The following is a 20551-nucleotide window of genomic DNA, read 5'->3' on the forward strand; positions in this document are numbered from 1 at the left end:
ACCGCCGGTGCTCCCGTTGTGCACCCGCTCTGGTCGCCGCCGCCCGCGCCCGTCACGATGTGCGTCATGCAGAGGGTGCGCGGCGTAGAGGACGCCAGGCGGTTGCGCGACGAGCTGGACGAGGACCGGCCGCGACGGCAGGCGCCGCCGCCGGTGGGCGCGCCCACCGGCGCGGGCGCGACGCCGATCGCGCCGCAGGACGGCGAGCACATCGCGCTGGACTTCCGCGAGCTGAACCAGGCCATGAGCGACCTGGACGAGCTGCACGCCGCCCTGTACGACGACCTGACCCGGGCCGACGAGCTGGCCGGGCCGTTCGGCGACGGCAAGGGCCCGGTGGCCCTGCACATGCGGCGGGCGTTCGGGCTGCGGGGCGGCGACCTCGACGGCGGCGTGCAGAGCGCGCTGCGGTCCTACCTGCGGGAGCTGGAGGTGCTGCGCGAGGCGCTGCGCCAGGTCGGCGCCACCCACCAGGCCGAGGACGAGGCGGCTGCCGAGCGGATGAGGCGGCTGTGACCGGGCGCAGGCACCGGCTGCACTCCGAGGAGCACCCGCCGACGGCCCGGCGGCGGCGGGCGGCGCGGCGCGTCGCGAACCGCCGCAAGGCCAACCGGAGGCTGGAGAACTTCGGCCGCATCAACTGGGACCTCTACGAGCACCGCGCCCTGTGGGACATGGTGCACTCCGCCGACGTCGGCCGGATGGGGCAGCGCACCCACGACTGGCAGGTCCTCGCGCGCGAGGTGGACGAAGCCACCCGGCGCGTGCACGGCCTGGTGGACCGGCTGGTCGACTCGTGGCGCGGCCCCTCGTCGGTGGCCGCCGCCGCGTCGGTGACCCGGCTGACGCAGTGGGCCGCCGACGCCTCGGAGCGGGCCTACCGGGTCGGGTCGGGGCTGGATGCCTACACGTCGGCCGTGCAGGAGGCGGCGCGGCGGATGCCCGAGCCGGTGCACCCCACCGCCGAGAAGTGGTTCCGCGACGGGTACGACGTGACGACCCTGGACGGACCGCAGGGCGCGTACATGCTGGACCAGCTGCTGGACGAGCACATGCCGTCCAAGCAGGAGCAGCGGCGGGCCAAGGCCGAGGCCGTGCGGGTGATGCGGGAGTACGAGGACGCGAGCCGGTCCGTGCACGACGGGCTGCCGACGTTCGACACCGCGCCCGGCGGGACCGACATCCGGCCCGACCACCGGCCCGAGCGCGTCGGACCCGACGACCGCGCCCCGCAGCCGCCCCGCGAGCCGGAGCCGCCGCGCCGCCCGCCCCACGAGCGGCTGCCCGGCCCGGTGCCGACGCCCGAACCGGCGCCCGAGCCCGCGCCGGGCGGGCGGCCCGGCGACACGACGACCCTGGCCGGCGCGGGCGGGCCGACCGGGTTCGGCATCCCCGGCCTGCCCGGCGGCACGGCCGTGCCCGGCGGGTACGCGGCCGGTCCGAACGGCGGGCTCGGCGCGCCCGGCGGGTTCGGCCCGATCGGGTCCGGCGGCTCGTCGGGCGTGATCGGCGCGGTGCCCGGCGGCGCGGCGGCCCGCGGCGGCGTCGTCCCGGTCGGCGCGGGCGGTCCGCAGGGCTTCGGCATGTTCCCGCCGACCGCGCAGCCCGGCCGCGAGGAGGACGTCGAGCACCGCAACCGCTACGACAACGGGCTGGACCTGCTCGACGACCTGCCGCCCGCGTTCCCGCCGGTGCTGGGCGAATGAGCGGCGGCTACCGCGTCGACCCGGACGAGCTGACCCGGTTCGCCGACCGGCTCGCCGACACCGGCGACGAGCTGCGCGCGGTGGCGTCCGCGCTGGCCGAGCCGGTCGGCGACCTCGGCCCGCAGGGCGTCCCCGAGGCGGTGTCCGCGCTGCTGGCGCAGTGGGCGGACGCCGTGCGGGGCTGGGACCTGCCGGCCGCGGCGGACGCCGTGCGCGCGGCGGCCGGGACCTACCGCCGGGCCGACGAGCTGCCCGGTGGCTGACTACCGGGGCCTGGGCTTCGACCCCGCGCCGGGCAGCGCGGCGGCCGTCGCGGCGGTCAGCGCCCGGTGCTCGCCCGACGTGGCGCTGCCCGGCGTCCCGGAGGGCTGGACCGGGGCGGCGGCCGACGGGCTGACCGCGCGGCTGGCGGCGGTGGCGGCGGAGCTGGCGGCGGTGCGGGAGGCGATGCGGGCGGCGGCCGAGGTGCTCGACGGCTGGGCGACCACCCTGCTGGGCAACCAGCGGCGGGCCGAGGAGCTGGACCGGCGGGCCGTGCGGCTGCGCCGGGAGCTGGCCGAGGCCGCCGACGAGGTGGACCACTCGGGCGCGCTGGCCCGGTTCACCCCGGCCCACGGCGAGGCGCACGCCGCCGCCGTCGCCCGGCACGACGAGCTGGCGCGGCGGCTGGAGGAGGTGCTGGCGGAGGCCAGGCTGCTCGAACGCGACCACCACGCCGAGGCCGGGCGGGTCGCCGGGCGGCTGCGCTCGGAGGAGCCGCCCACCGCGCTGCCCGAGGCGCTGGCCGGGTTCTCGGCGCTCACCGCCGAACTCGCGTCGGTGCTGCTCGGGGTGCCCGGACCGGTCGCCGCGCGCGGCGGCGCGGCGGCGTTCGCGGCGGGCCTCGGGTGAGACTCGCTCCCGTGCCGGGGGTGACCCCGGTGCCACTCGGCACACCGGAACGCACCGCGGCGGACCTGCTGGCGGTGCTGCGCCGCGTCAAGGGCACCCGCGACCCCGGGCTGGAGGTGTCGGCGACCCAGGCGGCGGAACTGGCCCACCGGCACGGCTGCGGCCTGCTGGCGGTCGTCGAGCACCCGACCTCCGACCCGGCCCTGCTGATGGCCGTCGTGGTGCCCGTGGACCGGCCGGTCGACCCCGACCTCGGCGTCCAGCTGGACGGGCCTGCCATCCGCGACGTGACGAAGGGGACGACCTCCACCGGCTACCCGGCGGTCATCGCCGAACGCATCCCCGTGACCGGCTCCGGCGCCCAGCTCCAGGTCGTGGTGACCGACCCGGCACACCCGCGCGTCGCGGTCTTCACCCTGCACTCACCCACCGGCCGAGGCTGGCTCGACGTGGCCGCCCTGGCCGGCCGATTCGTCTCCGGGATGGAGTTCTGACCAATTCCCCCCCACCTTCCCCTCCGCCCCAACTCCTACTCTCGCGCACAGCCCCCCTTTTTGCTTTCAGGCTTTAGGCCGCACGCCCCGTGCAGACCGGTCGCCTCGTGTTCTCCCCGTATGGCCTGCCCGGAGGGCTACCATGCTTTTCCTGGGGGTGCAAGCACGCTTTTCGCTTGCACCCCCAGGAAAAGCATGGTCGTCTTTGACAGGTCATGCGGGGAGAACACGACCGCTCTTTCTTTTCATTCTCCTTGGCGGCCTGCCTGTCCGGCGAGGACTCTTTAAAGCTTTTCAGCTTAGATCGGTACAGCCCCAAATCTCACCCGGATCGGTGCGCGATCTTGGTATGAAGAGCGGCCGAGAGGCCCCCAAGGAGAAGGGAAGTGCGTCGTGTTCTCCCCGTACGGCCTGCCGGAGGCAATCATGTTTTCCGGGGGGCGTCAAGCGAAGAGCGTGCTTGACGCCCCCCGGAAAACATGATTGGGCTGCGCCCAGGCCGTACGGGGAGAACACGAGGCACGAGGCTGCGCTGAACAGCGCCGCCGCGCGGGGCGCGGCCTGCGACGAGAGCGAAGCGCCGCCGCGCGGGGCGCGGCTTGCGGCGAGAGTTGAAGCGTCGCTTGCCCCGGTCCGCCGGAGCAGTGCGAACCGTTACGAGCGAAAAAGGGGTGGCTATCGGCCCCGGAACTCGCTCGGCGTTCGTCCGACCACCTGCCGGAACGTGCGCGAGAAGTGCGCGGCGCTGACGAAACCGCAATCGCGGGCGATTTCGCCGATGCCGCGGCCGGCCTTGGCCGGGTCGGACAGCAGGGCCTTGGCGCGGTCGACGCGCAGTCCTCTGATCCGCTCGGAAACGCCGTGGCCGTCGTCGAACAGCTGGTAGAGGCGGCGGCGGGAGATGTGCAGGGCCTTGGCGACCGCGTCCGCGCCCAGCTCCGGGTCCGCCAGGTGGTCGCGCATGTAGTCCAGCGCCTCCCGGCGCCTCGCGGCGAGCGCGTCCACCCGGTCCAGCTCGGCCCGCAAGGCGCTGCGCAGCACCAGCTCGGCCAGCCCCAGCAGGTGGTGCGACAGGCCGCGCGGGTCCAGCACGTGCGCGGCGGCCAGGACGTGCGCGATGGCCCCGGAGAACACCGACCGCAACGCCGCGTCGACCGGCACCGGTTGGAACATCAGGGGTTTCAGCTCGGTGAAACCGATGGTCAGCTTGGTCTCGGCCACCGTCAGCAGCACCGCGCCGGCCGGCACGACGTGCAGGGAGCAGTCGGGGAACCGCAGGTCCGCGCCGCCGTTCGCGAGCCCCCTCGGCACCGTGCAGCCCATCAGGAGCTGGATGTGCTCGGGCGTCCCGGACGCGCCGCTGAGCGCCGCCCTGGCGGCTGCCGCGCCCGAAGCGCGCACGGTGAGCAGCCCGCTCCCGACGTCCACGGCCGACAGCGTAGAGCCCGCGCGGTTCGCCGGGGTCCCGCGCACCGCGGTTCCCGGCCCGCTATCTTCGGCCGCCATGGCACGCCGTTCAGCGACCGCGGTCGTCCTGACGCACCTGGAGTTCGACCTGCTGTGGGAGGACCTGGGCGAGGGCGACCCGCCCTACCCGCTGGAGGTCGCCTCCCACGGCGAGACCCTGGCCGACCGCGACGACCTGGGTGTCGACGTGTTCCACTCGCTGGCGGCCGCGGGCCTGACCGACGACGGCGAGGTCGCGCCCGAGCTGGAGGACCTGTTCGGCTACCTCACCACCGGCACGCTGTCCGTGGACGCGCTGGTCTTCCGCCCGCGCCCGTGGCGGGTGCTGGCGGCCATGCGGGGCGGGCGCGGCGTGCTGGCCGTGCTCGACGACAGCGAGGTGGCGCTGGAGCCGATCGGGGACGCGGTGGCCGCCCTGGCGAAGGTCGTCGGCGACGCCCCGCCGGGGCCGGGCGAGCCGCTGCGGCTGCCGCGGGCGGTGTTCTCGGCCGCGGTGGGGGCCTACGCGCGCGGCGGCTACCCGGCGCTGGAGCGCGCCCTGGCCGACGGCGGCGTCACCGGTCGGGCGACCAGGGCCGTCACCACGCTGGTCGAGTCCGGTCGGAGCGCGGCGGGCCAGCTCGCGTGCTCCGGGCCCGGCGGGCGGTCCCCGGTGCTGAGCTGGACCGACACCACGGCCGGCCGGTACGCGATGGCGGTGGGGCAGGTGGGCGGGGAGCAGTGGGTCGAGCTGTCCCCGGCGGACGGCGCGTGGCTCACCCGCCGGCTGGCCGACCTGCTGGACGGCGTGCGGTAGCGCGCCTCCTCCACCCGGCCGGACGACCGCGGCTGCCGCGGGCGACCCCGGCGCCTACCAGGCCCAGGGACCCGCCGCGCCCGGTCGCTCCACCGCGGCCGGCCGCTCGACCGCGTCCAATCGCTCCACCGCGCCCAGCCGCCCCGCGAGGCCCGACCGTCCTGTGAGGGCCGAGCGCTCCGCAGGGTCCGACTGCCCCGTGGGATCCGGCTGCCCCGCGGGGTCCAGCCAGTCGACCGGCACGACCTCGGACAGCACGGCCGTGGCCCGGGACAGCGCGTCGGCCGCCGCACGGGCCACCAGCCGCCGCACGGCGTGCGCGAGCGCCTCGGGCCGCAGGGCGAGCGCCTCCCGGCTGAAGGCCAGGTCCACCGGCTTGCCGTGCAGGTCGACGGTCACCGACACCCCGTCGCCGGACGCCTCCGCCCGGATCGCGTCGAGCCGTTCGCCGAGACCGGGCCCGCGCGCGTCCATCAGACCCTCCACGTGGTCGGGGTGGTGTCCTCCGCGGACTCCTCCTGCCCGGCGCCCACCGCCAACCCCAGGGCCGACAGGTCGCCCAGCGCGTGGCCGGCCCGCGCGTCGGCCCGCGCGGTGGCGGCGTCGACCAGGGCCAGGATGGTCCGGGCCAGGTCCGGTCCCGGTGCGCGGCCGTCCAGGGTCAGGTCGAGCAGCGCGCCGCCCGGCCCCACCTCCACCGCGACGCCCCGGTCCGGGTCGTGGGCACGTGCGCTGATCACGGGTGCACCCCTCCGTAGAACTTGCCGGAGCCGAGGCTGTGGGTGTTGCGCCGGACGCCGTCGCCGGAGTTGCCCTCGATCAGGGTGACGGTGTCGCCGGAGACCTTCTCCACGATGCCGATGTGCGTGCTGGTCGACGGGCTCTGCGGCCCGGTGCCGAACAGCAGCACGTCGCCGGGCCGCACGGCGCTCAGCGCCGTGTACGCCTTGCCGTTGCGCTGCCCCCAGCGGAACACGTCGCCGGTGAACGGCAGCAGCGGGATGTCCACGCCCGCTTTGCGCCACATGGCCGTCGCGAACGACGAGCACCACGGCGCGGTCGGGCCGTAGGGGTTGCGGTTGCTGCCCGGCGGGTCCTCGCGGACGCCGAGCTGTCCCCGGGCGGCCGACACGACCGTCCGGACCCGGCCGCGGGCCCGCGCCTCGGCCGGCCGGGTCCGGCCGCGGGTGCGCTCGGCCCGCGCGTCGGCCACGCCGTCGTGCTCGACCTCGCGCTCCAGCGCGCGCAGCCGGCGGGCCGCGTCCTCCAGCTCGCCGCGCGCCCGCCGGACGGCCGCGGCGGTCTCCTCCGCGTAGCCCGGTTCCAGGTCGGCCGCCGCCGCGACGGCGCGCAGCAGCGCCGCCCGCGTGCCGACCGCCACCCCGGCGTCGAGCAGGCGGGTGGCCCGGTCCAGGTACTCGTCCACTGCCCGCCGCGCCCTGGCGTGCCCGGTGGCCAGGGCGCCACTCACGCCGGCGACGATCACCTCCGCGTCGCGCGCGGCGTCGGAGGTGACCCGGAGCTGCCGGTCCAGCCGGGCCGAGCGCTTCTCGAAGCCCCGGGAGTTCGCGCCCTCCCAGTGCTCCAGCACGGTCCTGGCCGCCCTGCGGTGGTCGTCGTGCCGGTCGGCGAGGCCGGCCGCGGTCCGGTTCAGCGCGTGCTGCACCTCGATCGCGTCCTCCGCCTTGCCCGCCAGGCTGTTGCGGTGCCCGATCATGCTCTCCGCGAAGTGCCGGGCCATCGCTCGTGAGTCCACTGTGGACACCTCAGCTCCTCAGCGAGCGGGCGACGTCATCGTCCTGATCCTGGTACGACCGGGCGGCGCGGGAGGCCGACGACGCCAGCGCGTCGGTGTTGCGCGCGACCGCCTTGACCTGCTTGCGCAGCGCCGCGCCGAACCCGTCCAGGGCCTCGGTGAACCCGGACTGCCTGCCGATGCGGCCGAAGCTGTCCTCGGTGACCCCGCGGACCTCGCGGACGTGCCCGCGCCCCAGCGCGGTGAGGTCGTCGGCGGTGTTCCGCGTGCGCCGCGCGTAGTCGCGCAGCACCCCGAGGTCGACGGAGAACCCGCCGGAACCGCCGGAACCGCCGCGCCGGCCCGCTCCACCGCGCCCGCCGGGCCCGTCCGCGCCGCTGTCACCCCCTCCGGAACCGTTGCGGCCCAACGCCTTCACCCCGCGTCGCGCCTCGTCCAGGTGCTTGCGGTACGCGCCGCTGGTGTAGGTCGACCAGGGCGTCCAGGACCGGCCGTCGCCGGAGATCCGGCGGGCCGCCGCGGCGTTCACCGCCGGGTCGAACAGCTCGCGGTCGGAGCCCAGCCCCAGTTCGCGCCGCCGCGCCGGCCCCAGCGACCCGAGCATGTTGATCTGCCACAGCCCGTAGGAGTCGTCCGGCGGGGTGGGGTTGTGGGCGCGCGGGTCGCCGCCGGACTCCGCCAGCGCGACCGCCACCGCGATCGCGAGGTCCTCGCCGCGGAACCCCGCGTCGTGCGCGTGCCGGGCGATCCGCTCCGGGCTCAGCCTGCTCATGCCGCCACCCTGGCGGGCCCGCCGCCGGCGGCGGAACCGCCGCTGCACGCTCGGACAGCGGGACTGCACGGGGGAGCTACAGTCGAACACGTGGACGAAGGGCTGTTCGACGAGGGCTTGTTCGGCGTGGAGCCGGAGGAGCGCCGGCGGCGCATCGCCGCCAACGCGCCGCTGGCGGTGCGGATGCGCCCGCGCGCGCTGGACGAGGTCGTCGGCCAGGACCACCTGCTCGGCCCCGGCGCGCCGCTGCGCCGGCTGGTGGAGGGCTCCTCGCCCGCGTCCGTGCTGCTCTACGGCCCGCCCGGCACCGGCAAGACCACCCTGGCCACGCTCGTGTCGCAGGCCACCGGGCGCAGGTTCGCCGCGCTGTCCGCGCTCTCCGCGGGGGTGAAGGAGGTCCGCGCGGTCATCGACGAGGCGCGCCGCCGCCTGGTGCGCTCCGGCGAGTCGACCGTGCTGTTCATCGACGAGGTGCACCGGTTCTCCAAGACCCAGCAGGACGCCCTGCTCGGCGCGGTGGAGGACCGGATCGTGCTGCTGGTCGCGGCGACCACGGAGAACCCGTTCTTCTCGGTGGTCTCCCCGCTGCTGTCCCGGTCGCTGGTGCTGCAGCTGCGCCCGCTGGGCGACGACGACGTGCGCGCCCTGGTCCGCCGCGCGGTCGCGGACGAGCGGGGCCTGAACGGCGCCGTCACCGTCGAGCCGGCCGCCGAGGACCACCTCGTGCGGCTGGCCGGCGGCGACGCGCGGCGGGCGCTGACGGCGCTGGAGGCCGCCGCCGACGCGGTGCCGGGGCCCGGCGCGCCGGGCGCGGGGGTGCTGGACCTGGCGACGCTGGAGGCCACCGTCGACCGGGCGGCCGTCCGCTACGACCGGCAGGGCGACCAGCACTACGACGTGACCAGCGCGTTCATCAAGTCCATCCGCGGTTCCGACGTGGACGCCGCGCTGCACTACCTGGCCCGGATGATCGAGGCGGGGGAGGACCCGAGGTTCATCGCGCGGCGGCTGGTGATCCACGCCAGCGAGGACGTGGGCATGGCCGACCCGACCGCGCTCCAGACCGCCGTGGCCGCCGCGCAGGCCGTGCAGCTGATCGGGCTGCCCGAGTGCGCGCTGAACCTGGCCCACGCGACGGTCCACCTGGCCACCGCGCCCAAGTCGAACGCGGTGACCGTCGCGATCGGCGCGGCCCTGTCGGACGTGCGCAAGGGCGCGATCGGCGCGGTGCCCCCGCACCTGCGCGACGGCCACTACGCGGGCGCGGCGGAGCTGGGCAGCGCGCGGGGCTACCGCTACCCGCACGACGTGCCCGAGGGCGTGCTGGCCCAGCAGTACGCGCCGGACGACCTGGTGGGCCGCGACTACTACGAGCCGACCGGTCGGGGCGCCGAGCGCTACATCGCGGAGCGGCTGCCGAAGCTGCGCCGCGCGGTGCGCGGCCAGGAGCGGCGCGAGTAGGCGCGGTGGGCCGGGGCCGGCGGGAAAATCCGGTGCCGATCGGGGCCGCGTCTGCGACGGTGTGCGCCGTGACCGACGTTCCGGCCAATGGCCATGCCCTGCTCGACTTCAACTCGCCGTTGTCGGACGCGAAGGCGTACGACCTGATCGACACCCTCGCACCGCTGCGCGACGCGGCCGTCGTCGACTACGGCTGCGGCTGGGCCGAGCTGCTGCTGCGGGCGGTGGAGCACGAACCGGGCGCGACCGGCCTGGGCGTCGACTCGGACGACCTCGCCATCGCCCGGGGCAGGGCGAACGCCGGGGCCCGGGGCCTGGGCGACCGGGTCCGGCTGGAACTGGCGGACGTGACGACCTACCGGGCCCCGGCGGCGGACGTGGCGATCTCGATCGGCTCCTCGCACGCCTGGGGCGGCACGCGGCAGACCCTGGAGGCGATGCGCGCCCGGCTCGCGCCCGGCGGTCGGCTGCTGCTCGGCGACGGGTTCTGGGAGAGCGCGCCGAACGCCCGCGCGCTGGAGGTCTTCGGCGAGGAGGGCCTCGGGTCGCTCGACGAGCTGGTGGACCTGGCGATGGCCTGCGGCTACCGGCTGCTCAACCTGGCCACGGCCACGCGGGACGAGTGGGACTCCTTCGAGTCCCGCTGGTGCGCCGTCCGGGAGCGCTGGCTGCTGGAGAACCCGGACCACCCGGAGGCGGCCGGGGTGCGGGCGATCGTGGACGAGCACCGCGACGGGTGGCTGAAGGGCTACCGGGGCAGCCTGGGCTTCGCCTACCTCACCCTGGCCCGCCGGTAGGGACCCGCCGTCCCGCCCGGCCGGGGATACCGGGCGGGACGGCTCCCGCCCGGCGGCGGACCACCGGGCCACCCGGCGGGTCAACGCCGCACGAGGGCCGTGATGCTGCGCGTCGTGTACGCGGGCGGCGTGATCACGCCCGAGCAGCGGCTGGTGCCCGACGGCCCGGCCGAGTTGCGGTGCACGGTCACCTCGTACCGGTGGTCCGCGCACCGGACCGTCACCACCCGCACCCCGTCGTCCGCCTGCCCGACCGGCCGCTCGTCGACCGCCAGCGCGGCGTCCAGCCCGCGCAGCCCGAGGTGCTTGCGCAGCGCGATCTCGGCGTACTGCGCCCACGGGCTCGACGCGGACGTCCGGCCCCGCAGCTGCTCGGGCTGCACCTGCCCGGCCAGCGCGGCCTTCGCCACCAGCGCCGCCTCGCCCGGGTCGAGCTGCCCGTGCAGGAACCCGTCCGGCACGACCAGCAGGTTGCCCGCCCACCGGTCGCCGCCGACGTGGCTGACCTCCCACGCCCGACCGGGGTGGTTCTGGCCCAGCACGCCCGCCAGCGGGCGGCCCAGGACCGCGCAGCACATGTCCTTCGTGCCGTGCGTGCACACCAGGAACAGCGGCCCGTCGACGGGCTCGCCGTGCCCCGGCACACCCGCCGCCAGCGCGTCCAGGTCCAGCGCGGCCAGGTCGGCGAAGTCCAGCCGCTCCAGCCACCGGTTGCCGGGCACGCCGCTGCCGACGAACACCGCGCGCGGCCCGGCGCCGTCCCGCAGGTGCCGGCCGGGGCGGCGGATGAGCAGCGGTCGCAGGCCCGCGGCCCGCGGCCCGTCCAGCCGCCCCGGCGGGAACACCGGGGCCAGGGTCTGCTCCAACGCGTCGGCGGGCCACGGGCCGGGCTGCTCGACGAGCAGCCACGACGACATGCGTGCCGCGGTGCCGGCCGGGTTGCTGCCCAGTTGGCGCGTGAGGATCGCGCACCCCGGCAGCCCCGAACTTGCGTTAGGCATACCTAAGCTTATCGGATCACCGGGGGGCGAGCAGGCCCTGTGTGACCAGTTCCGCGAGCAGGGCTCGCACCGTCACCCGGTCCACCTCGGGCGCACCCGCCTCCACCAGGGCCTTCACCGGGCGCCACGCGCTGCCCACGAGCAGCTCCAGCACCGGCGCCGCCGCCGCCGCGAACACCAGCCGCCTGCCCGCCGCGGCCAGCGACACAGTCTCCGGGCCGGCGGTGAGCACTGCGCGCGGTGTGAGCAGCCGCACCTCGGCCTCGTCGTCGGGCGGCAGCAGGTCCGGCGTCGCCGTCCAGGGCAGGCCCGTGTGCTGGATCGCCGGCGCCTGCGCGTCCCGGTCGGCCAGGAAGCGCCCGACCACGTCGTCGCCCATCAGCGCGACCACCCGCTCACGCAGCGCCTCGGCGCGCGACCGCTGCTGCTCCGCGGGGGCGAACCAGGGCAGGTCGGTGCGGAACGCCTCGTCCGCCCGCACCCGGTCGGCCAGCCACGCGACCAGGTCCGCGCCGGTGGCCGGGCTGAACCCGATGGTCAGGTGCAGCGATTCCGCGCCGAGCGCCGAGACGTCGTGCCAGTGCCCGCGCGGCACGTAGAGCACGTCGCCGTCCTCCAGCACGAAGTCGTCCAGCGGCTCGCCCTCGGGCCGCCGCGGCAGCTCCACGTCGCGCCGCAGCGGGGCCGGCCGGGTCGGGCCGTGCACCCGCCACCGCTTGCGGCCCGAGACCTGGACGATGAGCGCGTCGTGGTCGTCCCAGTGCACGTCGAAGCCGTGCGTGACGCCCCACCCCGCGTACAGGTTGACCTGCACCCGCTCCCGCAGGTCGTGCTCCAGCGCCACGGCCAGCTCGCCCACCGGCCCGAACAGCTCGTGCACCGAGTCCAGCACCAGCGTGGCCCCGCCGCGGAGCTGCTCCGCGAACGCGGCGGGCAGCAGGCGCGGCACCGGGCCCGTGCGCCGGGTCTCCACCACTTCGGAGTAGGTGTGCGCGGGGACGAGCTCGCCGTCCCGGGCCAGCCGCAACCGGGGGTGGTCCAACCTGTGCTCGCGCAGCACCCGGTCGACCTCCGACCACGGGGCCAGGTCGGCGAACCGCCCCGCCCGGCCGGGGAACCGCCGGTGGGTCCGGCCCTGCACCGCGGCGTGGAACTGGCTGACCCCGATCGGTGCCACGAGGTCAGCCAGGGTCCAGGCGGTCACTCAGTCGTTGCCGTCGGTGTCGTCGACCGCCCCGTTGACCTTGTTGCGGTCGACGGCGGCGCCCAGCGCCTCGGAGCTGAGCAGCAGACCGCCGGCCGGGGCCTCCTGCGCGGGCTGGATCTCGTGGGCCATGCCGTGTCCTCTCGCCGGGGCCCGCTCCGCTCGGGAGTCGGGCCGCACTGCCGGTGCGAAACAGCGAAGATCACGCTAATGCACCGCAACGCCCCAGGTCATCGGTCATCCGAGTACTTCTCACAAGTGGCCCGGACCCGTTCGGCGGACACAACCGTGATCCACCGCAGGTCATCCGGCCGACACGCGGTAACCTGGGGCGCCCAACGCCCAGCAAGCTTTTTTCGGGAGGACCCGTGTCGCCAGGGCAGATCGCCGCGCTGGTCGCCGCCGGCGCGTTCGTGCTGCTGGTGATCCTGCTGGCCATCCCGCTGGTCAAGCTGGGGCGCACGCTGGACGAGGCCACCATCGCCATCCGCAAGGCCCACCAGAACAGCGACCCGCTCTTCACCGGCGCGAACACGACCATCACGCACGTGAACGCCCAGCTGGAGCGGGTGGACGGCATCACCGCCAACGCGCGCGCGGTCACCGGCAACGTCTCCGCGCTGACCTCGCTGTTCACCGCCACCCTCGGCGGCCCGCTGGTGAAGGCCGCCGCGCTGTCCTACGGCGTCAGCAAGGCCATCCGGGCGCGGCGCTCCGCGGCCCAGGCCACCACCAAGCACTCCCGGCGAGGTCGGCGATGAGGCGGCTGTTCTGGTTCGGCCTGGGCATCGCCGCCGGCGTGTTCGCCACCCGCAAGGCGGGCCAGGCGGCGCACGCCGCCACCCCGGCCGGCATCGGCGCGAACGTGGGCGAGGGCCTGCGGGAGCTGGCCGGCGCGATCGGGTCGTTCGGCGCGGAGGTGCGCGCGGGCATGTCCGAGCGCGAGCAGGAGCTGCACGACACCGTGGAGCGGCAGACGGGGCACGCGCCGGGTCGGCGAGCGCGCAGGGCGGGCGACCGCTAGGGGTCGCCCGCCTCACCGCGCCCCGGACACCCACCACAGCCAAGGACTCACCCGTGCAGACCCACGAGATCATCAAGCGCTTCCGCGAGCACTTCGAGCGGGCCGGCCACACCTACGTGCCCAGCGCCTCGCTCATCCTGGACGACCCGAACCTGCTGTTCGTCAACGCCGGCATGGTGCCGTTCAAGCCGTACTTCCTCGGCGAGGCCCCGCCGCCGTTCCAGCGCGCCACCAGCATCCAGAAGTGCGTGCGCACCCCGGACATCGACGAGGTCGGCAAGACCACCCGCCACAACACGTTCTTCCAGATGGCGGGCAACTTCTCGTTCGGCGACTACTTCAAGGAAGAGGCCATCCGGCTGGCCTGGGAGCTGATCACCAAGTCCCAGGACGACGGCGGCTACGGCTTCGACCCCGAGCGCATCTGGGTCACCGTCTACCTGGACGACGACGAGGCCATCGAGCTGTGGAAGAAGGTCGCCGGCCTGCCCGAGGAGCGCATCCAGCGCCGCGACGGCAAGGACAACTACTGGGACATGGGCGTGCCCGGTCCCGGCGGCCCGTGCTCGGAGATCTACTACGACCGCGGCCCCGCCTACGGGCGCGAGGGCGGCCCGGTCGTGGACGAGGACCGGTACCTGGAGATCTGGAACCTGGTCTTCATGCAGGACGTGCGCGGCGAGCAGAGCCCCAAGCTGGGCCACCCGCCGGTCGGCTCGCTGCCGAAGAAGAACATCGACACCGGCATGGGCGTGGAGCGGGTCGCCTTCCTGCTCCAGGGCGTCGACAACGTCTACGAGACCGACCTCGTGCTGCCGGTGATCCGGGAGGCCGAGCGGCTGTCCGGCCGCAAGTACGGCGACGACCCGGTCGACGACGTGCGGTTCCGCGTCATCGCCGACCACGCCCGCTCCGGCGTGCTGATCGTCGGCGACGGCGTCACGCCCGGCAACGAGGCCCGCGGCTACGTGCTGCGCCGCCTGCTGCGCCGCATCGTCCGCTCGGCCCGCCTGCTGGGCGTGACCCAGCCGGTGCTGGTGCGGTTCGCCGAGCTGGTCCGCGACGCCATGGGCCCGACCTACCCCGAGCTGGTCAGCGGGTTCCCCCGGATCGCCCAGGTGCTCCAGGCCGAGGAGGACACCTTCCTGCGCACCCTGGAGTCCGGGTCGCGGATCTTCGAGGGCGCCGCCGCCGAGGTCAAGGCCGACGGCCGGGCCACGCTGCCCGGCGACAAGGCGTTCCAGCTGCACGACACCTACGGCTTCCCCATCGACCTCACCCTGGAGATGGCCGCGGAGGCGGGCCTGACCGTGGACGAGGAGGGGTTCCGCAAGCTGATGGCCGAGCAGCGCGCCCGCGCCAAGGCCGACGCCGCCGGCAAGAAGACCGGCCACGGCGACCAGACCGTCTACCGGGAGCTGCTCGACCTGGGCGCGACCGAGTTCACCGGCTACCGGGAGCTGGCCTCCGAGGCCACCCTGCGCGGCATCGTCAGCGGCGGCCGGCGGGTCCGCTCGGCCCGCGAGGGCGAGATCGTCGAGGTCGTGCTCGACCGCACCCCGCTCTACGCCGAGTCCGGCGGCCAGGAGAGCGACGCGGGCACGATCGTGTCCGGCGGCGCCGAGCTGGAGGTCGTGGACGTCCAGAAGGTCGCCCGCAAGCTGTGGGTGCACCAGGTGCGGGTGCTCTCCGGCGAGATCGCCGAGGGCGAGCGCGTGGAGGCCCGGGTGGACCCGGAGTGGCGCGTCGGCGCCCGCCAGGGCCACTCCGGCACGCACGTCGTGCACGCCGCCCTGCGCCAGGTGCTCGGCCCGTCCGCGCTGCAGAGCGGCTCCTACAACAAGCCCGGCTACCTGCGGCTGGACTTCGCCTGGACCGGCGGCCTGTCCGACGAGGCGCGCAGCGAGATCGAGGAGGTCGCCAACCTCGCGGTCCGGCGCGACCTGCCGGTGCAGGTCGTCTACACCGACATGGGCGGCGCCCAGGAGATGGGCGCGATCGCCCTGTTCGGCGAGACCTACGACGAGACCGTGCGCGTGGTCGAGATCGGCGGGCCGTGGTCGCGCGAGCTGTGCGGTGGCACGCACGTCGAGCACTCCTCGCAGATCGGCCCGATCACGGTCATCGGCGAGTCGTCGGTCGGCTCGGGCGTGCGCCGGCTGGAGGCTTACGTCGGCATCGAGGCGTTCCAGTACCTGGCCCGCGAGCGGGCCCTGGTGCAGAACGTGGCCGGCCTGCTCAAGGTGCCCGACGCCGAGGTCCCGGCCCGGGTCGAGGCCCTGGTCGAGCGGCTGCGCGCGGCGGAGAAGGAGCTGGAGCGGGTGCGCGCCGCCCAGCTGCTGTCCGAGGCCGGGTCGCTGGCCGAGCAGGCGCTGGACGTGCGCGGCGTCGCCGTGGTGGCGCTCGCCCTGCCCGGGGGCGTGCCCGCGGGCGACGTGCGGACGCTGGCCGGCGAGGTGCGCAACCGGCTCGGCGACCGGCCCGGCGTGGTCGGCCTGTTCGCCCCGGACGGCGACAAGGTGAGCTTCGTGGTCGCCACCACGGCCGCCGCCCGCTCGCTGGGGCTCGCCGCCGGCAAGCTGGTGCCCGCGTTCGCCCCCGCCGTCGGCGGCCGGGGCGGCGGCAAGCCGGACCTGGCCCAGGGCGGCGGCACCGACGCGGCCGGGGTGCCCGAAGCCTTGGCCGCCCTGCGCGCCGAGGTGGACCGCGCCGTTGAGCAGCGCTGACCGGCCCGGCGTCGACGACCCCGGCCTCGGTCGGAGGCTGGGCGTCGACGTCGGGTCGGTGCGGGTGGGCGTCGCCCTGAGCGACCCGAGCGCCTTCCTGGCGACCCCGCTGGTTACCCTGGCCCGTGACGGGAAGACCGGTCGGGACCTCGCGGACCTGGCCGGGCTCGTCACCGAGCACGACGTGGTCGAGGTCGTGGTCGGACTGCCCCGCACGCTCGCCGGCCGGCACGGGCCGGCGGCGGAGTCGGCGGCGGCGTACGCTGCGGCGCTGGCCGAGCGCGTCGCCCCGGTGCCGGTGCGGCTGCACGACGAGCGGCTGACCACGGTCACGGCCGATCGGGTGCTGGCCGAGCGCGGGGTGCGAGGCAAGAGGCGACGTGCCGTCGTGGACCAGGCTGCCGCGGTCGAGATCTTGCAGTCCTGGCTGGACGGGCGGTCGCGAAACGCGGCCCGCCCCGCCGACGAGGGGCGGGCCCCCGGAGCGAAGGACCGCACGTGAGCGACGACCTCGGGTTGTTCGGCGAATCGGACGTGCGCCAGGACGAGCGGCCGCGCGGCGCCAAGGCGGCGCGGCCCACCGGGCGCACGCGCAAGCGGGCGGTGCTGTGGACCGTCTTCGCGCTGATCCTGGCCGTCGGCGGGGTCGGCGCCTACTACGGGTACCGGACGCTGAGCGGCATCGGCTCGTACGAGGACTACCCCGGCACGGGCGAGGCCGACGTCGTGGTCGAGGTCAAGGACGGCGACCCGGTCACGGCCATCGCCTCCGCGCTGGAGGAGAAGGACGTGGTGGCCAGCGCGCGGGCGTTCACCGAGGCGGGCAAGGGCGACTCGCGGGTCACCGCCATCCAGCCGGGCTTCTACCAGATGAAGACCAGGATGTCCGGGCAGGCGGCGGTCGAGCGGATGACCGCGCCGGGCACGAAGTTCGTGCCGCTGGAGGTCCGGGGCGGCAACGTCCTGCACGACATCACCGGCGTGGACGGCAAGGTCGTCAAGGGCATCCTGTCGATGCTGTCCGAGGCTTCGTGCGCGGAGCTGGACGGCGTGAAGAAGTGCGTCAGCCCCCAGGAGCTGCGCGACGCGGCGGAGAACGCCGACGCGGCGGCCCTGGGCATCCCGGAGTGGGCGCTGGGCGACTTCGCCCGCTCGCCGCGCGAGCACCGCCTCGAGGGGCTCATCGTGCCGGGCCTGTACCACCCGAAGCCGGGCGCGACGGCGACCGAGCTGCTCAAGGGCGTCATCGAGACGTCGACCACCCGGTTGCAGGGCTACGGCATCCCGGGGAGCACCGCGGCCACCGGCTTCCGGCCCTACGAGGTGCTGGGCATCGCGTCGCTGGTGGAGAAGGAGGGCCTGCGGAAGGACTTCGGCCGGATCTCCCAGGTCATCTACAAGCGGCTGTCGATCAACCAGAAGCTGGAGTTCGACTCGACGGTCAACTACAAGCTCGACCGCCCGATCGTCACGACCAGCGACGAGGACCGCAACCGCTCCGGGCCGTACAACACCTACCAGGTGCTGGGCCTGCCGCCGACCCCGATCGGCTCGCCCAGCCGCGAGGCGATCGCGGCGGCGATCAACCCCGAGCCCGGTGAGTTCCTGTTCTTCGTCAAGTGCCAGAAGGACGGCACGACGTGCTTCTCCGACTCGCTGGACGAGCACGAGCGCCTGGCGGCCAAGGCCCGCGAGGAAGGGGTCTTCTGACGGTGGTGCGCCAGGCCGCGGTCATCGGCTCGCCGGTGGCCCACTCGTTGTCCCCGGTGCTGCACAACGCCGCGTTCGAGGCCCTGGGCCTGCCGTGGACCTACACGCGGGTCGAGTGCGACGCCGCCGGCGTCGAGCCCCTGGTGCGGGGGCTGGACCCGTCGTGGGCGGGCCTGTCGGTGACGATGCCGGGCAAGCGCGCGGCCCTGGCGGTCGCCTCGTCGGTGACGCCCCGCGCGACGCTGGTCGGCGCGGCGAACACCCTCGTGCCGGCGCCCGGCGGCTGGCGCGCGGACTGCACGGACGTGGACGGCGTGGTGGGCGCGCTGCGGGCGGCCGGCGGGTTCGCCGGCGGGTCGCGCGCCGTGCTGCTGGGCGCGGGCGGCACCGCCACCGCGGCCCTGGTGGGCCTGGCCTCGCTCGGGGTGCGGTCGTTCTCGCTGGTGGTCCGCTCGGCGGCGCGGGCGGCCGAGGCGCTGGCGTGCGCCGAGCGCGTGGGCGTGCCGCTGGACCTGGTCGAGTGGGCCGGGGCGGACTTCGCCGACCTGGCCGCCTCCTCGGACGTGCTGGTGAGCACCGTGCCGCCGGCCGCCACCGAGCCGATCGCCGACGCGCTGGCCGAGGCTCCGTGCGTGCTCGACGTCGTCTACCACCCGTGGCCGACGCCGCTGGCCCGCGCGCTGGCCCGGCGCGGGCGGTCGTCGGCGACGGGCCTGGACATGCTGCTGCACCAGGCGTTCGGCCAGTGCGAGCAGTTCACCGGCCGGCCCGCGCCCCGGGCGGCGATGCGCGCCGCCCTGCGCGCCGCGACCGGCGACATCCTGCCGCTGCCCCTGGATCGGTGAGCCGACCCCTCCGGTGACCGGGCCGCCCGCGCCGACCGCGTGCGGTCCGGGGCCGTGCGGTCTGCTGTTGTGCGGTCAGGGCTCCTGCCGTCCGCGGTCGTGCCGTCCGCGGTCGTGCCGCCCGGAGTCGTGCCGTCCGGGGTCGTGCCGTCCGGGGTCGTGCCGTCCGCGGTCGTGCCGTTCGGCTGCCGCCGCCCGACCGCCGCGCGGACGGCCGGAGCCCTGCTCGCGCGAGGGTGCGAGCAGGGCTCCGGCCGGCTTCGGCGTGGGATCAGCCCTCGTCCAGGTCGGACGCGATGAGTTCCGCGATGGCCTCCAGCGCGGAGTCCGCGCCTTCGCCGTCGGCGGCGAGCACGACCTCGTCGCCGTGCATCGCGCCCAGCGTCATCAGACCCAGCACGCTGGCCGCCTCGACCGGCTGGCCGTCGTCCTTGCGGATGGTGACCTTCACCGGCTGGCCGGCTGCCGCCTTGGCCAGCAGCGCGGCAGGGCGGGCGTGCAGCCCCACCTTGCTCGCCACGGTGACCCGTCGCTCAGGCATGGTGCGTCCTCTCGTGTCGTTCTCAGGCGTTGTCCGCGCGCGGGGTGCGCTTGCGCCGGGCCCCGCCCTCCCCGGCGTCGGTGTCCGCGGCGCGGGCCTCGGCCGCGCCCGCCTCGACCGAGCTGGGGTCGGCCTCCGGGTCCTCGTTGTCGTCGCGGCCGGGGGTCTTCAGGTTCCACTTGGTGATCACGAAGCGGAACAGGAAGTAGTAGATCACCGCGTAGACGAGGCCGACGATGATCAGCAGCCACGGCTTGGTCGCGATGCCCCAGTTGAGGATCATGTCGATCGCGCCCGCGGAGAAGAAGAACCCGTCGTTGGCGCCCAGCGCGTTGGTGATGGCCAGCGACGTGCCGGTCAGCACCGCGTGGATCAGGTACAGCGGCCACGCCACGAACATGAACGCGAACTCCAGCGGCTCGGTGACGCCGGTGATGAACGCGGTCAGGGCGGCCGAGCCCATGATGCCGCCGATGATCTTCTTCTGCGCCGGCCGCGCCGTGTGCACGATCGCCAGGGCGGCGGCGGGCAGCGCGAACATCATGATCGGGAAGAAGCCGGTCTGGAAGGTGCCCGCGGTCGGGTCGTGCGCCAGGAAGCGCGGGATGTCGCCGTGGACGACCTTGCCGGTGGCGTCGGTGTACTCGCCGAACTGGAACCACACCACGTTGTTGATGATGTGGTGCAGGCCCAGCGGGATCAGCAGGCGGTTGACGACGCCGAAGATGCCCGCGCCGATGATGGTGCTGCCGGTGACGGCCTCGCCGAGACTGCGGATGCCCGCGTTGAACACGGGGTAGATCAGGCCGAGCAGGACCGCGACCACGACCATCACGGCGGCGACCAGGATCGGCACGAACCGGCGACCGCCGAAGAACGCCAGGTACGGCGGGAGCTTGATCCGGTGGTACTTCTGCCAGAGCACGGCGGTGATCAGACCGACCACGATGCCGCCGAGCACCCGGTAGTCGATCAGCACCGGCTTGGCGCCGACCTCCGTCGGCTGGTCGAGCACGAACGGCGACATGGCGGCGAAGACGCCCTGCATCACCACGTGGCCGACCACGGCGGCCAGGGCCGTCGAACCGTCGCCCCGGCGGGCGAACCCGATCGCGATGCCCACCGCGAACAGCAGCGGCAGCGCGCCGAGGATCGAGTCACCGGCGTTGCCGATGACGGCCGCGACCTTGTCCCACCCCAAGCCGTCCTTGCCGAGCAGATCGGGCTGGCCGAGCCGGGCCAGGAGACCGGCCACGGGCAGCGCGGCGATCGGCAGCATGAGGCTGCGACCGAACCGCTGCAACGTGGCAAGGCCCTTGATGTCACGACCGCCGACGGCCTGTGGGGCGCTGGCGCTCAT

The 20551-nt window shown here is 75.2% G+C and carries 24 protein-coding genes; 14 read left to right on the top strand and 10 right to left on the bottom strand.

Annotation, left to right across the window (positions count from 1 at the left end; genetic code table 11):
- Positions 1 to 66: 66 nt before the first annotated feature.
- From JOE68_RS24140 to JOE68_RS24160, 5 genes are read left to right on the top strand one after another with little or no spacing between them, the layout of a single operon-like run.
- On the top strand, positions 67 to 516 hold the full coding sequence (locus tag JOE68_RS24140) for a hypothetical protein (RefSeq protein ID WP_204844558.1): 450 nt from the start codon (positions 67 to 69) through the stop codon (positions 514 to 516).
- A complete protein-coding gene (locus tag JOE68_RS31940; RefSeq protein ID WP_204844559.1) occupies positions 513 to 1706 on the top strand; it encodes a PPE domain-containing protein in 1194 nt (397 codons plus the stop codon). The genes JOE68_RS24140 and JOE68_RS31940 overlap by 4 nt, the downstream gene beginning before the upstream one ends.
- Positions 1703 to 1969 (top strand): hypothetical protein, encoded by a 267-nt coding sequence (locus tag JOE68_RS24150; protein ID WP_204844560.1) that lies wholly within the window; start codon positions 1703 to 1705, stop codon positions 1967 to 1969. Before JOE68_RS31940 ends, JOE68_RS24150 begins: the two co-directional genes overlap by 4 nt.
- Positions 1962 to 2597 (top strand): hypothetical protein, encoded by a 636-nt coding sequence (locus JOE68_RS24155; RefSeq protein ID WP_204844561.1) that lies wholly within the window; start codon positions 1962 to 1964, stop codon positions 2595 to 2597. The genes JOE68_RS24150 and JOE68_RS24155 overlap by 8 nt, the downstream gene beginning before the upstream one ends.
- 29 nt (positions 2598 to 2626) lie before the next feature.
- Positions 2627 to 3091, top strand: a complete 465-nt coding sequence (locus tag JOE68_RS24160) for a hypothetical protein (protein ID WP_307819858.1) — start codon at positions 2627 to 2629, stop codon at positions 3089 to 3091.
- Between the two features lie 675 nt (positions 3092 to 3766).
- Here JOE68_RS24160 and JOE68_RS24165 read toward each other — a convergent pair.
- Positions 3767 to 4519 carry a helix-turn-helix transcriptional regulator gene (locus JOE68_RS24165; protein ID WP_307819859.1) on the bottom strand — a complete coding sequence of 251 codons (753 nt, stop codon included), beginning with the start codon at positions 4517 to 4519 and terminating at the stop codon, positions 3767 to 3769.
- Positions 4520 to 4595: 76 nt separating this feature from the next.
- Between JOE68_RS24165 and JOE68_RS24170 the strand changes: the two genes are divergently transcribed.
- On the top strand, positions 4596 to 5354 hold the full coding sequence (locus tag JOE68_RS24170) for an ESX secretion-associated protein EspG (protein WP_204844564.1): 759 nt from the start codon (positions 4596 to 4598) through the stop codon (positions 5352 to 5354).
- A gap of 54 nt (positions 5355 to 5408) precedes the next feature.
- Here the strand turns inward: JOE68_RS24170 and JOE68_RS24175 are convergent, their stop codons facing one another.
- From JOE68_RS24175 to JOE68_RS24190, 4 genes are read right to left on the bottom strand one after another with little or no spacing between them, the layout of a single operon-like run.
- A complete protein-coding gene (locus JOE68_RS24175; protein ID WP_204844565.1) occupies positions 5409 to 5828 on the bottom strand; it encodes a YbaB/EbfC family nucleoid-associated protein in 420 nt (139 codons plus the stop codon).
- Positions 5828 to 6094 carry a YbaB/EbfC family DNA-binding protein gene (locus JOE68_RS24180; protein WP_239562335.1) on the bottom strand — a complete coding sequence of 89 codons (267 nt, stop codon included), beginning with the start codon at positions 6092 to 6094 and terminating at the stop codon, positions 5828 to 5830. The genes JOE68_RS24175 and JOE68_RS24180 overlap by 1 nt, the downstream gene beginning before the upstream one ends.
- Positions 6091 to 7119 carry a CHAP domain-containing protein gene (locus JOE68_RS24185; protein WP_307819860.1) on the bottom strand — a complete coding sequence of 343 codons (1029 nt, stop codon included), beginning with the start codon at positions 7117 to 7119 and terminating at the stop codon, positions 6091 to 6093. Before JOE68_RS24185 ends, JOE68_RS24180 begins: the two co-directional genes overlap by 4 nt.
- Before the next feature lies 1 nt (position 7120).
- Positions 7121 to 7882 carry a type VII secretion target gene (locus JOE68_RS24190; protein ID WP_204844566.1) on the bottom strand — a complete coding sequence of 254 codons (762 nt, stop codon included), beginning with the start codon at positions 7880 to 7882 and terminating at the stop codon, positions 7121 to 7123.
- Between the two features lie 90 nt (positions 7883 to 7972).
- Here JOE68_RS24190 and JOE68_RS24195 point away from each other — a divergent pair, with 90 nt between their 5' ends.
- Both JOE68_RS24195 and JOE68_RS24200 read left to right on the top strand, forming a co-directional pair.
- The gene (locus JOE68_RS24195; protein WP_204844567.1) at positions 7973 to 9343 is read left to right on the top strand and encodes a replication-associated recombination protein A; all 1371 of its coding nucleotides are present in this window, start codon (positions 7973 to 7975) and stop codon (positions 9341 to 9343) included.
- A gap of 68 nt (positions 9344 to 9411) precedes the next feature.
- On the top strand, positions 9412 to 10140 hold the full coding sequence (locus JOE68_RS24200; RefSeq protein WP_307819861.1) for an SAM-dependent methyltransferase: 729 nt from the start codon (positions 9412 to 9414) through the stop codon (positions 10138 to 10140).
- 80 nt (positions 10141 to 10220) lie between these two features.
- On the opposite strand, the gene JOE68_RS24205 is transcribed toward JOE68_RS24200, so the two are convergent.
- From JOE68_RS24205 to JOE68_RS31945, 3 genes are read right to left on the bottom strand one after another with little or no spacing between them, the layout of a single operon-like run.
- Positions 10221 to 11141, bottom strand: a complete 921-nt coding sequence (locus JOE68_RS24205; protein ID WP_204844569.1) for a ferredoxin family protein — start codon at positions 11139 to 11141, stop codon at positions 10221 to 10223.
- A gap of 16 nt (positions 11142 to 11157) precedes the next feature.
- The gene (locus tag JOE68_RS24210) at positions 11158 to 12345 is read right to left on the bottom strand and encodes a cupin domain-containing protein (protein WP_204844570.1); all 1188 of its coding nucleotides are present in this window, start codon (positions 12343 to 12345) and stop codon (positions 11158 to 11160) included.
- A complete protein-coding gene (locus JOE68_RS31945; protein WP_275584740.1) occupies positions 12346 to 12477 on the bottom strand; it encodes a hypothetical protein in 132 nt (43 codons plus the stop codon).
- Between the two features lie 236 nt (positions 12478 to 12713).
- On the opposite strand from JOE68_RS31945, the gene JOE68_RS24215 reads away from it, so the two are divergent.
- Genes JOE68_RS24215 through JOE68_RS24240 form a run of 6 tightly spaced genes read left to right on the top strand, consistent with a single transcriptional unit; the run spans position 12714 to position 18650 of the window.
- Positions 12714 to 13106, top strand: a complete 393-nt coding sequence (locus tag JOE68_RS24215; protein ID WP_204844571.1) for a DUF948 domain-containing protein — start codon at positions 12714 to 12716, stop codon at positions 13104 to 13106.
- Positions 13103 to 13369, top strand: a complete 267-nt coding sequence (locus JOE68_RS24220) for a hypothetical protein (RefSeq protein ID WP_204844572.1) — start codon at positions 13103 to 13105, stop codon at positions 13367 to 13369. Before JOE68_RS24215 ends, JOE68_RS24220 begins: the two co-directional genes overlap by 4 nt.
- A gap of 53 nt (positions 13370 to 13422) precedes the next feature.
- Positions 13423 to 16095: an alanine--tRNA ligase gene (gene alaS / locus JOE68_RS24225; RefSeq protein WP_204844573.1), complete on the top strand. Its 2673-nt coding sequence runs from the start codon at positions 13423 to 13425 to the stop codon at positions 16093 to 16095.
- Positions 16082 to 16597, top strand: a complete 516-nt coding sequence (gene ruvX / locus JOE68_RS24230; protein ID WP_204844574.1) for a Holliday junction resolvase RuvX — start codon at positions 16082 to 16084, stop codon at positions 16595 to 16597. The genes alaS and ruvX overlap by 14 nt, the downstream gene beginning before the upstream one ends.
- Complete coding sequence (gene mltG / locus JOE68_RS24235) at positions 16594 to 17805, top strand: endolytic transglycosylase MltG (RefSeq protein WP_204844575.1); 1212 nt, start codon at positions 16594 to 16596, stop codon at positions 17803 to 17805. Before ruvX ends, mltG begins: the two co-directional genes overlap by 4 nt.
- Before the next feature lie 2 nt (positions 17806 to 17807).
- On the top strand, positions 17808 to 18650 hold the full coding sequence (locus tag JOE68_RS24240) for a shikimate dehydrogenase (RefSeq protein WP_307819862.1): 843 nt from the start codon (positions 17808 to 17810) through the stop codon (positions 18648 to 18650).
- A 271-nt stretch (positions 18651 to 18921) separates the two neighbouring features.
- Here JOE68_RS24240 and JOE68_RS24245 read toward each other — a convergent pair whose 3' ends face one another.
- Positions 18922 to 19191: an HPr family phosphocarrier protein gene (locus JOE68_RS24245; RefSeq protein WP_204844577.1), complete on the bottom strand. Its 270-nt coding sequence runs from the start codon at positions 19189 to 19191 to the stop codon at positions 18922 to 18924.
- Between the two features lie 22 nt (positions 19192 to 19213).
- Positions 19214 to 20551: a PTS transporter subunit EIIC gene (locus JOE68_RS24250; protein WP_239562336.1), complete on the bottom strand. Its 1338-nt coding sequence runs from the start codon at positions 20549 to 20551 to the stop codon at positions 19214 to 19216.

The organism is Saccharothrix algeriensis (assembly GCF_016907655.1).
Taxonomy (GTDB): domain Bacteria; phylum Actinomycetota; class Actinomycetes; order Mycobacteriales; family Pseudonocardiaceae; genus Actinosynnema; species Actinosynnema algeriense.

Excerpts from the sequence above, each read along its gene's own strand:
- JOE68_RS24140 (WP_204844558.1), top strand. The coding sequence starts at position 67 with ATGCAGAGGGTGCGCGGCGTAGAGGACGCCAGGCGGTTGCGCGACGAG.
- JOE68_RS24150 (WP_204844560.1), top strand. The coding sequence starts at position 1,703 with ATGAGCGGCGGCTACCGCGTCGACCCGGACGAGCTGACCCGGTTCGCC.
- JOE68_RS24170 (WP_204844564.1), top strand. The coding sequence starts at position 4,596 with ATGGCACGCCGTTCAGCGACCGCGGTCGTCCTGACGCACCTGGAGTTC.
- JOE68_RS24175 (WP_204844565.1), bottom strand. The coding sequence starts at position 5,828 with ATGGACGCGCGCGGGCCCGGTCTCGGCGAACGGCTCGACGCGATCCGG.
- JOE68_RS24190 (WP_204844566.1), bottom strand. The coding sequence starts at position 7,882 with ATGAGCAGGCTGAGCCCGGAGCGGATCGCCCGGCACGCGCACGACGCG.
- JOE68_RS24205 (WP_204844569.1), bottom strand. The coding sequence starts at position 11,141 with ATGCCTAACGCAAGTTCGGGGCTGCCGGGGTGCGCGATCCTCACGCGC.
- JOE68_RS31945 (WP_275584740.1), bottom strand. The coding sequence starts at position 12,477 with ATGGCCCACGAGATCCAGCCCGCGCAGGAGGCCCCGGCCGGCGGTCTG.
- JOE68_RS24220 (WP_204844572.1), top strand. The coding sequence starts at position 13,103 with ATGAGGCGGCTGTTCTGGTTCGGCCTGGGCATCGCCGCCGGCGTGTTC.
- JOE68_RS24245 (WP_204844577.1), bottom strand. The coding sequence starts at position 19,191 with ATGCCTGAGCGACGGGTCACCGTGGCGAGCAAGGTGGGGCTGCACGCC.
- JOE68_RS24250 (WP_239562336.1), bottom strand. The coding sequence starts at position 20,551 with ATGAGCGCCAGCGCCCCACAGGCCGTCGGCGGTCGTGACATCAAGGGC.